The sequence below is a fragment of the Paenibacillus sp. lzh-N1 genome (assembly GCF_002872435.1).
GTDB classification, from domain to species: Bacteria; Bacillota; Bacilli; order Paenibacillales; family Paenibacillaceae; genus Paenibacillus; species Paenibacillus polymyxa_C.
In genome coordinates, this window is record NZ_CP025696.1 from 4867344 (window position 1) to 4880946 (window position 13603).

Annotated in this window: 2 protein-coding genes; both read right to left on the reverse strand. The window is 48.3% G+C overall.

Going from position 1 to position 13603, the window contains the following annotated elements; translation table 11 throughout:
- Positions 1-15 precede the first annotated feature (15 nt).
- Complete coding sequence (locus tag C0638_RS21680; RefSeq protein ID WP_058712063.1) at positions 16-1917, reverse strand: serine hydrolase domain-containing protein; 1902 nt, start codon at positions 1915-1917, stop codon at positions 16-18.
- Positions 1918-2182: 265 nt separating this feature from the next.
- Positions 2183-13429: a non-ribosomal peptide synthetase gene (locus C0638_RS21685; protein ID WP_102163787.1), complete on the reverse strand. Its 11247-nt coding sequence runs from the start codon at positions 13427-13429 to the stop codon at positions 2183-2185.
- Positions 13430-13603: the final 174 nt, after the last annotated feature.

The window sequence follows — 13603 nt, forward strand, 5'->3', positions numbered from 1 at the left end:
TTATTTTGTAAATCTTTAGGAATAATGAAAGGGAAGGAAGTTCCAATAATAAAGATAGGCTGTATGCAGCAATGTGAGTACCGCAAATACAATTTTCCCGGCAGCCCGAGTTCTTTTTTCCCCTGTAATCAGATTTGCGCCATTCACGATCAATACCCACACGGCAAGAAGTGCTGAAAGAAGCGGCAGCGTGCAAATTCCCCAGATAAACCAGGCGGAATAGCCATAGACCATCTGATTGTTAGCATAGACGACCTGTACCCCGAGAAAAATCGTATTTAGTAACGCGATGTATGCCAGATTGGATGAAATGTGATTATTCGTTTTACGGATAGCTCTGAGCACATACCTTATCATCCATATCAGCAGGGTTGTGATGAAAAATAAAGAGGATGCGGCGTAGCTGACAAGCAGCGTCCAGGTACGATGCATAAATGTCGTCTGCTTCATGGTCTCACTATCCGGGGCAATCATCATCCATGTACTGTTTTCCTGATACAGCAATATTTTAAGCTGTCCTCCCTTCTCCACAAACAGTCCATCACCTGCTGCTTGAAAAACTTTGTCTGATGCTTCATTTTGATCCGGAAATTTCCCTTTAACAATTAATGTATGATCATCTTGAATTCGAACGGTGTATTTAACACTTCCCAGCATCCGAAGCCATTTTCCCCACCCATGAATAGGATTCAAATTCAGCTGATATACACCCTCGATTTCTGGTAAAAGCTTTATTTCCTTGACAGAACGAACCGGTGACTGAGAAGCGGCCTGCGGCTCGGCGGGCAGTATTTGGGCGATCGCATTGATGACTTTTCCATGAAGCAGGGTGTCCGTATCCGCTGAGTTGCTGATTACAAAAATACCGATCTTTTGGGAGGGAACTAGTACCATTTTGGAAATAAAACCATCAATTTTCCCGGTAGCCCACAACATGTGCACTCCCGTCTCCAGTTGACCGCGGAAAAATCCGTAACCTATGCCATCAAGACGAGCGTCAGCTGCAAATTGCTGTGCATGCATCGCTTTTACCGTTTGTGGCTGGAGCACCGCTTTGCCCTTATACTTGCCTTGATTCAAATGAGTGATCAGATAATGGGAAAATTCGTTGGGTGTGACGTTCAACGCTCCTGCTCCCGGCAGATTGATATACGAAAAAGGCTGTTTTAGATACGCTTCACGCTTCCACTGATAGGATTGCGCTAGTGCCGGATTATTTAGTGGCAATTCCAATGTCGCACTCGGCATATTCATCGGCCGGAACAGATGTGTGCTAAGGTAATCATTCAGTCCCTGACCGCTTACTTGCTCCACAATGTTACCGATCAGACCAAAGGCAACATTACTGTATTCATACCGAATTCCAGGTTTTCGGATAGGAGATTGCTTTTGAAAATACGTGCTGAGATACTGCTCTGTAGGTAAAACACCTGCCCGAGTCGAGCTGTTGATGTCGTATATCGCTTCATCTAATCCTGCAGTATGTGTCAGAAGCTGATGTAGATTAAAAGGATGATTTTGGTATTGCGAAGCTTTATAGCTGTGGAGATAGCGGTTTACGTCTTCATTCAAATCAAGTTTGTTTTGCTCGACCAGTTGCATTGCGGCGCTTGCGCTAAATGATTTGGTTAGAGAGCCGACACGAACAATAGTCTTCGCTGGGTCGAATGCCACTTTCCGCTCCAGGTCTGCATATCCATAGCCTTTACTAAAAAGAATGTGGTCTTCCTGGGTCACAACGACCGCAGCACCCGGAGTATGCAATTTTTCCAATTCTGTACTCATGATGTCGTCCACTGCTTTTTCCACTGAATTAGGTGTTATACTATCTGCTGCCCATGCCGAAGCAATGAGTAGATTCCAGAGATACAACGCTGCTAAAAATGCGGATAGGTAGTAAAAGCCTCTATTCTTCATATTCAAGTACTCTCCTTACGTATGAGTTTGATTTAATAATTTGAACCGTGCGGTGATTGCATAGCGAGCAGATCTTTATACTCCGCATGAAAGCCATCAGCATGGCGCTATGAAATCATCGCACTTCCCATCGTGGGAGTGCACATGATAAAGCGAATCCTGATCGAATCGCGTAAGTGGAAGGCTTCTTACTTGTTCGATCAGGATTCATGGGTTACAGATTAAAATTGGTGATAACTTCTAATCATTCGTCAAGCGTAGATTTTCAAGAATTATGATGTGTTAAACCTTGTGCCATGCCTTTGTCCATGTTCCGGGTAATCTTTTGTATCGCGGCACGGATACCTTTTACATTTTCTTCGATAAATCCGGGTTCCAGCAGTTCATAATGATTCCCAATCAAGCTATGTTCTTCATAGCTTCCTTGTGTAGCGTCTTTCCATAAAAGTCGATTATCTCCTGTGCCCTTCACCGTTTCCGATCCAACGGCGTCAAAACCATGAATATTCGCCTGAACCTTTTCAGTGTTCACAAGCTGATTGCCATACACCGCATAAGCGATCATTTTACGCTGGTACGTTTCATTCAGCAGCTCGCGGTAAGATTCAGGAACCTGTTCCAGCATAGCATGAATTTCCTGCTCTGTTTCTTCGTCTGTGAAAGGCAGGGCTTCCGTTCTTTTGACTGAATCAAGCATAAAAATGTCGGATACAGCATGACCTTGACGCTCCAGTGTAGAGGCAACCTTATGCGCTAGATTCCCACCTATGGAATAACCAAGCAGTACATACGGACCTTGCGCTTGCGTGCTGACGATAAGATCAACATAACGTGCCAACATTGCCTGCTCATCCGCAGCATCATCTACGAACTCTAACCCGTACACGACTGCGTCTTGATCCAGTTGTTTCGCAAGCTCTGCAAACGACAGCCCGTATCCAAGCATCGGCGGAAAGCAGAAGATGGAGACCGGACCGTGTTCATTCAACCGAATGATTGGACTATCGGCCTTGTATTCCAGATCAGCTTTCAATAATGTGAGCGCCTGCTCTTCTATGGTCGGGAACTCCAGCACACTACGTATAGGAAGCTCAATGTTTGTGGCAAGGTGAACTTTGCGTATAAGCTCCAGTACTTTCAAGGAATGTCCACCCAACGTGAAAAAGTCATCGTGGATACCCACTTGTGGAATATCAAGTATTTCCTGCCAAATGGCTGCCAGTAACTGCTCCACGTCGGTTCGCGGTGCAACATATTCTATACCCGTGCGCAGCGCTGTGTCCGGCGTAGGTAACGCTTTTCGGTCGATTTTGCCGTTGGCCGTCAGCGGAATACGCTCCATCTGTACGAATACGGATGGAATCATATAGCTTGGTAGACTGCCCAATAGTACAGCTCGAATCTCACGGACAGTCAGCTGCTCATCAGCAGTGAAGTAAGCACATAATTGCTGCTGACCTATTCCATCCTGCAAAGCAATAACAACGCTGTCCCGCACGAGCGGCACACTTGCCAACCGTGCCTCCACTTCGCCCAGTTCAATTCGATAACCGCGAATTTTCACCTGATGGTCAATCCGGCCCAGATATTCAATGTTGCCGTCCGGCATCCATCTTGCCAAATCGCCTGTACGGTACATCCGCTCATAGCCTGCTTTGCCTCCAGTAAACGGATCTTTCACAAATTTCTCTGCCGTCAGCTCTGGACGGTTCAGATAGCCTCGGGCTACACCTACACCGCCGATGCACAGCTCACCCGCGACCCCGATCGGCTGCAATTGCTCTGTACCTTCCTTCACGATGTACAGACGAATGTTCTGAATCGGTTTCCCGATCGGAATAACCGCATATTCCTCATCCGGCTCGCAATCGAAGTACGATACGTCCACCGTCGCTTCGGTTGGACCATACAGGTTGATCAGCTTTGCTCCGGCCAAGCTCGACACGAGCCGCTGGAACCGGGCCACATGCTGTGGCGGTAAGGCTTCACCACTGGCAAAAACATGGCGCAGCGTGCCTAGCTTCGCTTGCATCGCTTCTCGTGGTTGCTGCTCCACATACTCCAGGAACGCATGCAGCATGGCCGGTACAAAGTGCATCGTGCTCACGCCATCACGAGCAATCGTGTCCACAATCTCTTCCGGGTTCTTTTCCCCGCCGACCGACAGCAGACTCACCTTCGAGCCGACCATCGACCACCAGAACAGCTCCCACACCGACACGTCAAAGGTGAAGGCGGTCTTTTGCAGGATCGTATCTTCCGCACTTAAGCCGTAACGATCATGCATCCACAAAATCCGGTTCAGCACGGAATGGTGCTCCACCATTACGCCCTTCGGTTTTCCGGTGGAACCGGAGGTATAGATCACATAGGCGACATGGTGCGGTCCGGCCAGTGGCTCCAGATTCGAGCCATCTTCGTGATAGATGTCCTCGTGATCTAGCACAAGCACCTGGCCATCGAAGCTCAGCGATGCTTGCTCCGCTAAATGCGATTGCGTCAGCACCAGCTTCGCTCCGGAGTCCTCCAGCATAAAGCAGATGCGGTCGGCCGGAAATTCCGGATCAATTGGCACATAGGCTCCGCCGGCCTTGAGGATCGCATAGATGCCTACGATCATGTCTAGCGAGCGATATACCATAATACCTACCGACTGATCTGGTTTAACCCCCTTCGCGCGTAAAGTCCGTGCAAGGCGGTTGGCTCGCTCGTTCAGTTCACGGTAAGTTAAAGATTGTTGACCCCAAACGACGGCGATATGATCCGGCGTGCGTTCCACCTGCTCCTCAAACCGTTTTTGGATCGTCTGATTGTAGGAATATGCTAAGGCCGTGTCATTAAATTCTCCTATAATCTGTTGTTTTTCTAAGGCTGTAACCAATTCCAGCTCTTCAACGCAAACATTCGGGTTAAGCAAAATTTGCTCTAGCAGATGCACAAAATGTCCGTGCAGACGTTCAATATCTGCTTGATCAAAGCAGAGTGCGTTATACATAAAACGAATTTTTATGCCTTCTCCCGGCATAACGACGATGCTCAAATCATAGTTAGTCTGCTCTGTAGCCGTCACGTTGGAAACCGATAATAACTCCTGCCCGTCACTACCCATTTCTTCAATCTGCTCATCCACCGGATAATTTTCAAACACCATAATATGGTTAATTAAATTCTGTTTCTGGTCGGTCAGTGCCTGAATTTCAAACAACGGATACGTATCATACGCATGAGAAGCCAGCGCTTGCTCCTGCATTTTCTTCATAACTTCCGCAAAAGTTTCCCCTGCTTCACTACGGATGCGAACAGGAATGGTATTAATGAACAAACCAACAATATCCTCGACCCCGATAATATCCGATGGACGACCTGAGACGACACTGCCAAATACAACATCACTATGGTTGTTGTACTTTTGCAGCAGAATCCCCCATGTGGTTTGCAATAATGTATTCATGGTCACCTGATACCGCTTCGCCGTCTCCTCCACCCGGAGAGCCAGCTCATGCTCCCAATCCGTCATCCAGTCACTGGCCATATAGCCTTCACTCTTGCGACCGGATTTTACAGCTGGCAGTGCTGTTTGCTGCTCATACCCGGACAAATAGCTGCTCCAGTAGTCGGTTGCTGCGTTGCGATCCTGTGCTTCCAGCCATTCAATAAAGCGGCTGTAGGGCACCGCCGGTGCCAACTCCGGTACTCTGCGCTCCCGAAGTGCTGCATAGCTCTCAAACACTTCTTTGTTTACAAGGGACAGACACCAACCGTCCATCACAATATGATGGAAGCTCCACACAAAATGATAACGATCTTCCCCAGTGCGCAAAATCGCTACACGCAGTAGGACATCCCGACGCAGATCAAAGCCTCGTGCTTTATCTTGCAACTTGAAATTGGTCAGCTGCGTATCCCTTGTATCGCTATCCAGCTCTCGTAAATCTTCGTAATAGAAGCCACAATCTTGGTTTCGATACACTACCTGCAAAGGCTCCGTATCCCGTCCAAAATAAAAGTGTGTACGCAGCGCCTCATGTCGTCGAACTAGAGTATTCAGGCTTTCTGCAAAAGCATGAATGTCCAGCTGACCTTGCATATCATAAGAAACCTGCTCAAAATACGCGTCATTGGCAGCTGCTTGACTATCGAGTTGGCTGTGAAACAGCATCCCTTTTTGCATTGGGGTCAGGGTATAGACATTGTCGATCTCACCCGTAGCACCCATCTCAGACAACAAGCTGTCCAACTCCTCAACACGCATTCCTTTATAGGAAATATCGCTTGGGGTTAGCTCTGGATGTTCTTTATGAATGCAATGCTTCAAAATTTCACGCAGGCTCGATTCCAATAAACTGGCCAATCGCTCGATCGTCTCTGGTCGATAGCTGGTGCGACTATAGCTAATTGTCAGCCCCAGTTGGCCTCCTGAAATGATGCCGCCAAAATCCAGCGTATACGTCCGAGCCATAGTCGGGCTAAGTGGCATACCTCCACTATAAGGAGACGACTGCAGGTCATTTCCCTTCATATCCTGATCAAATTGTCCTAAATAGTTAAAGCTGATCTCAGGATCTACCTCACATAGGGCTGGAGATACTTCGGCTAAATATTTCAGTATCCCGTAACCTATTCCTTTTTGCGGAATACTGCGCAATCCTTCTTTCGCATGCTTGATTCGCTGCGAAAGAGCCGTTTCTTTTGGCATATCGAGTAAAACAGGATATTGGCTTGTAAACCACCCAATCGTCCGGGTAATGTCCACCTCTGGTAAAATGGCTTCACGACCATGTCCCTCTAGATTAATTAGGAAACGATCATGACCACTCCATGCTTGCAATGCCATTCCTACTGCCGTCAGCAACAGGTCATTAATTTCTGTACGGTAGGCACGATTGGCCTGCTTGAGCAATTGCTCTGTCTCTTCGTGTGTCCACAAAGCAGTAACCGACTCACTATCGCCAATCAATGGCTTGTCGTGCTCGTTATGTCCATAATCTTGCGGCAGAGGTGCCGGTTTCGCTTGTGTAATCCCCTCCCAATACGCCCGCTCACGTTCCATCGCTGGGCTGTTGGCATAGGCGTGCAGCTTCTCGGCCCATGTTTGAAACGAATCCGTCTTGTGCGGTAACTGAATCACCTGTTCGCCCTTGGCGGCTTGCTCATATGCTGTCGCCAAATCCTCGAATAGGATGCGCCAGGATACCCCATCCACTGTCAAATGGTGAATCACGACCAACAGATGATCTCCATCCGGGCAACGGAATAGGCCGAGCCTCATCAATGGCCCTTCGCTCAAGGAAATACTGGATTGAATTTCATTGCATTTAGCCTCAATCATTTTCTCCAAATTCTCTTCAATTACTTCGCTATCCCTATAGTCAAAGCACTCCAAATGGTACGGTTCGCCTTCCCCTACACCTCGGTTCCATGCCGTATATCCGTTCTCCGACGAACGAAAAGTCATTCGCAAGGCGTCATGGTGCGCTGTAATCTGATGGAGTGCCAGCCGAAGTGCCCGTTCGTTATAGCCTTCCTGCCGATAGAGCATGACAGATTGGTTGAAATAATGTGGTTCATCCGTTGACTGTTCAAAGAACCAGCGCTGAATCGGTGTAAGCACAACATGTCCCGTAACCTCACCCTGCTCGGCTACTCGTTTAACTGGCTGAATATATGTGCTCAATCCTGCAATCGTTGGATATTTGAACAAATCCTTCATTTCCAGCTTGTATCCAGCCTGAAACAAGCGGGACGATACTTGGATAGCCTTGATGGAGTCACCACCCAAATGGAAAAAGTTATCTTGTGTGCCTACCTTCTGTATACCCAGAATGGCTCCCCAAGCCGCAGCCAAGGCCAGTTGGACATCTGTCTCAGGTGCCACATAATCCATACCTGTATCGACATTAGGCTCAGGTGCAGGCAGTGCCCTACGGTCTACTTTGCCATTCAGTGTCAAAGGCAGTTTCGACAGCTGCACAAAGTAGGAAGGCACCATATAGCTCGGCAGATCCTGTGATAACACACTACGTAAGTCGCTAGCGCTCAATTCGCTGTCTGTTACAAAATATGCACACAGCTGTTTTTGCCCGCTATCGTCCTGGCGCACAGTAACAACAGATTCCTTCACACCTGCAATCGTGGACAAACGGGTTTCAACTTCACCCAGTTCGATGCGGTAGCCGCGAATTTTGACCTGCTCATCCATTCTTCCCTTGTACTCCAGTACGCCATCAGCACGCCAACGCACCAAATCCCCTGTACGATAGCAATATTCTTCAGGCCGGAATGGACTTTCAATAAACTTTTCTGCCGTAAGCTCAGGCCGGTTCAGATACCCGAGTGCCACGCCATCGCCACCGAGAAGGAGCTCGCCCCACGCCCCGACAGGCTGCAATTTTAACGAACGATTGACCACATAAATGGTGGAATGATCAATCGGACGTCCAATGGGAACACCTTGAGTTTGCGGTTCTGTAATTTCATAGGTGGTGGAAAAGGTCGTGTTCTCTGTCGGCCCATAAACATTACTCAACCGAAGCTGCGGGTACTCCTTCAGCACGCGGTTAACATGTGGTACGGACATCACATCCCCACCCACGAGCAATTCCTTTAGGGATGCAAACACTTCAATGTCTTGCTGTGAATGCTGATTGAATAAAGCCGTGGTCATGAACATGGTGTTAATACGATACTTGTTCATCACTTGTTTGAACTTGGCAGCATCCAAAATAGTGTCATGATTTACTACATATAATTGACCACCGTTCAGCAGCGTTCCCCAGATTTCAAACGTGGAGGCATCGAATACAACTGCGCCCATTTGCAGCATACGCGTATTTTCGTCAAGCGTGGCGTAGCTATTGCCTTTCACCAACCGTGCGACATTACGGTGATTGACCATAACGCCTTTCGGCTTGCCTGTCGTACCAGAGGTGTATATGACATGCGAAAGATCTAAGGCAGACCCCCCATTTGTAATGGAAGCTGATTCATGAGTATGAGTGTATCCTTCAAATTCGCTGCTCCATAGTTGCGCATCGCTCAAATCGATAACCGGAATACCTGGTTCAAAAGAAATCTGTTCCCGTCGCTGTGACAGTAACAGCTCGGCACCGGAATCCTCCAGTAAATAACGGATACGCTCTTCCGGATACTCGGGATCAATAGGAACGTAAGCCCCGCCTGCCTTCATAATAGCCAGCATGCCCACGACCATTTCAATGGAACGCTCAGCTACTATCCCTACTCGCTGTATCTGAGCCCCGGACCCACGCCGTATCCCATGGGAAGTAAGGACACATGCCAGACGATCGGAACGCTCATTCAGCTCGCGATAAGTGAGCTGTGTGTCCGCAAAGGTGATCGCTAGTCGATCTGGCGATTGTGCAACCTGTTCCTCGAACAGCACATGCAGTAATTGATCCCGTGGATACGGAGAGTCTGCTGCTGTAGTGCTGAATTGCTCCACCAGCTGCTCTTTTTCTTGGGCCGAAACCATTTCTATAGCCGCAAGAGCGATCTCCGGCTGTTCTATAACCACATTGATTAGCTGCTGTAAATGTACAGCCAGTCGTTCGATGGTTTCGCGTTTGTACAGCCGGGTTCCGTATTGAAAACCGCAGGCAATTTGTTCCCCATCCTCCTGCGCGAACAGACTTAGATCAAATTTGGCCGTTGTTTGTTCACTCGGATAGGGCGCTAATTGCAGCTCTGCCAGCTGCTGCTCTGTTTGCTCCAGGTTTTGTAAAGCAAACATGGTATCAAATAATGGATTGCGGCTTAAATCCCGATCCACGCCCAGCTTTTCTACCAGCTCTTCGAAAGGATAATCCTGATGTTCAAAAGCCTTTAACGCGTTATCCTTGACCTCCAGCACATAATCGCGGAATGTTTTCCCGCCTTCCGGATAATTGCGGATCGCCAGTGTATTGACGAACATCCCAATCAGACTGCTAAGATCAGCATGTGGCCGCCCCGCAATCGGCGAGCCGACAATAATATCCTCCTGCCCGCTGTATTGGCTAAGCAAAGTCGTATAGGCAGCCAACAGCACCATATATAAGGTCGATTCGGTCTGCATCGCAATGCCTTTTAATCCTTCGCTTTGCCGTTGATCGAGCGTAAATTCCAGTACATCTCCTTCAAAGCTTCTCACCGCCGGACGTGGATAATCCGTCGGGATATCCAGCACTGGCAGCTCTCCTGCGAAGGTATTGAGCCAGTAATTTTCCTGTTCCTGATAGCGTTCACTTTGCTGCTGTTCCTGCTGCCATGCAGCATAGTCCTTATACTGAATGCGCAGCGACGGCAGCGTGTCCCCCGCATATAAGTGGATGAAGTCCTGAATCAATACATTTATAGAGGTGCCGTCCGAAATGATGTGATGCATATCCAGCAGCAAAATATGATGCTCTGGCCCAGTTTCAATCAGACCCGCCCGGAACAGCGGAGCATGCGCAAGATCAAACGGCTGAACAAAGCCATGCACCAGCTCATCCGTTTCCTTTTGGTCAGCTCCGTGGGCATGAATCAACTCCACGCGAAAAGGAACCTCGTCATGTACTCGCTGGACAGGTTCACCGTTCATGCTCTCAAAGCTTGTGCGCAATGTTTCATGGCGATTAATAAGCTGACGGAACGCGTTATCCAGTGCCTTGTAATCAAGTGAACCGGTCAATGTCAAGGCGCCTGGTATGTTATAGCTAGTTCCCGCTCCATCAAGCTGATTGAGAATATACATCCGTTTTTGAGCCGAGGATACCGCATAAAATGGCTTATTTCCCGAAACAGGAATGGATTCATAGGTGGTTTGCTCCAGTGCTTCAATAACCTGCGCAAGCTGTTCGATGGTTGGGTGCTGGAACAGGTCCTTTAGCTGCACATTTTTATGCAATTCCTTATGGATGAGCGAGATGACATTTGTCGCCCGTAAGGAATGACCTCCTGCTTCAAAAAAGTTATCCTTAATCCCAATGCGCTCAAGTTCCAGCACATCTTTCCAAATGCTGGCCAGTTGTGCTTGTAACTGATTTTGAGGAGCTACATATTCTGCACCTGAGCTTATGCTTCCCTGCGGCTGAGGCAAAGCTCGGCGATCCACCTTGCCATTAGGCGTCAATGGCAGCTGCTCCAACTGCACAAAATACGACGGCACCATATAACCCGGCAGTTCCCGGCTCAAAGCGCTGCGGAGCTCACTTAACTGTGCATTCGCATGAGTTACTACATAAGCGCAGAGCTGCTTTTGCCCCTGCTCATCCTCATGTGCAGTCACAACAGCTTCTCGCACCACCTCCAGCTTCAACAGCTGCGCTTCCACCTCGCCCAGCTCGATCCGGTAACCCCGGATTTTCACTTGCGCATCGATCCGTCCCTTGTATTCCAGCGTCCCATCTGCATTCCAACGTACCAGGTCCCCGGTGCGATAGCAGCGTTCGCCGTTACGGAACGGGCTGTCGATGAACTTTTCAGCCGTTAAGTCCGGACGGTTGCGGTATCCACGTGCCACCCCATCACCGCCCACTAGCAACTCACCCCATACCCCGACGGGCTGAAGCTGCATCGAACGGTCCACGACATATGCTGTCGAATTATGGATCGGTCTGCCAATTGGCACAGATTCCGATTGCACACCGTTGATCGCATGCACTGTGGAAAAGGTCGTATTTTCAGTTGGGCCATAGATATTACTGATTCGCAGGGACGGATGAGCCTTCAGCACCCGATTCATATGTGGTACGGACATCACATCACCGCCGACCAGCAGTTCCCGTATCCCCTCGAACAGCGCCAGATCCTGCTGAGACAGCTGGTTAAAGAGCGGTGTGGTCAGAAACATCGTGGTAATGCCGTGGCTGCGTACGGCTTCCTTAAGCTTAAGCACGTCCAAAATGACATCCTGACTCACTAGCACAAGCTGTCCACCATTTAGCAACGCCCCCCAAATTTCAAAGGTGGACGCATCAAAGACAACAGACCCAGTCTGCAAAATGCGCGTGTCCGCATCCAAACGTGCATAGTTTGCATGTTTCACCAAACGAACGACATTGCGATGTTCCACCATTACCCCTTTGGGCTGGCCTGTTGTCCCTGAGGTGTACATAATATAGGCCAATCGATCAGCTGCGGTCGCCTTCGGTTGTTCTTCAGCTGCATAAACCTGCTGTATTGGTTTAGCTTGTTCTGATTGCGTAGCTTCTGTTGGGATAGTTGTAGTAGAAGCAAGTTCGGGACTAGCAGAAATAGAATAGAGTGGGTTTAGGCAGTCCACATATCCCATATTACCCGTATTTGTACTCATCCCGTTATCATACGACAAAACGGAATTGCAGCGATCAGCATCATCTGTTTCATAGATCGCATCATCACTCAGGTCAAGTACTATTCCCTTAAAATCTGTGGGCCGATGCTCCATTTTTTGTACAAGTAGTATCTTGGTCTCGGAATCCTCCAGCAAATAACGCACGCGCTCGTCCGGGTAATCAGAGTCAATCGGAACATACACCCCGCCTGCTTTAAGAATCGCGAGCATGCCTACAATCATCTCAATCGAGCGCTCAGCTACAATGCCGACTGTCTGTTCGGTACGGATTCCCTGCTTACGTAAAAAATGAGCCAGTCGGTTGGCCTTTTCATTTAATTTTTCATAGGTTAGGCTATTGGGTCCAGACACTACTGCCACCTGCTGTGGTACCTGCTTCGCCTGTATCTCGAACAATTCATGAATGGAAGCATCACGTGGATAATCTACAGCTGTATCGTTGAAAGTATGAACCAGCTGCTCTACTTCTTGTTCTGACAGCACTTGTGCTGTGCAAATCTCCAACTCTGGCTGATGTAAAACAACGGTATACAGCCGTAATAGCTGCTCAACAAAGCGTTCAATCGTCACCTGGTCGTAACGGTCGCTACTGTATTTCACGTTTAGAGAAACTGCAGCATTTTCCCATTGAAATTGAAAATCCAGCTCAGATTGCACGTGATGTAGAAAATCAGAAATGTGAATATTTTGCAAGGAGGCCGTGGTGTGGATAAGAGGCTTGTCGTCCTTGTTACGTAGGATTTCAAGCCCCTCGGTATAGTTCCAAAAAGGAATATTTTGGTGTTCAATAGCTTCGCTGACAGAGGTTTTGATCTGAGACAGCAAGGTTTTGAAGGTCGTGGATGAATCCAGCGTATTTTTCAATAAAAGCAGATGGTTGATCGGCTTGGTAGCACCGTTGCCAGACTTGGCTACAGGAATGCCCAGCAGCACACTTTCTTCACCTGTGTATTTATGCAATAAACTTTCTACTCCAGCAAGCAGAACCATAAATACAGCCCATGGAGCCCCACCTGTTATAGATGATATTCTTTGGGATATTTCTGATGGAAATGTCAGCGTGTACGTATGACAATTAGAATCTGTTGCAGCTGTATCCCTGGACACATGGTTGGTATATGGCAAGCAGATGATACGATCCTCGGATTCCAGCTTATGACTCCAGTAATTTTTCTCTTTCTCAAATAAGGCTTTCAATGACATCCCTCCTGCTTTATGGGGTCTGTACCCCGGTTGGAATGGTGCGTTGTTACGTAGATGAGCGTTGTATCGGAAAAAGAATACTTTGCAGGCAAGGGCAGTCGGACGAAGCCGCCTGCCCTTTGCACATGCAAAGTGAAATCATTGCCTTTTAGAAACCTGAAAACTGAT

Bases quoted from the DNA above. Each gene is read 5' to 3' on its own strand.
- C0638_RS21680 (WP_058712063.1), bottom strand. From the start codon at position 1,917: ATGAAGAATAGAGGCTTTTACTACCTATCCGCATTTTTAGCAGCGTTG.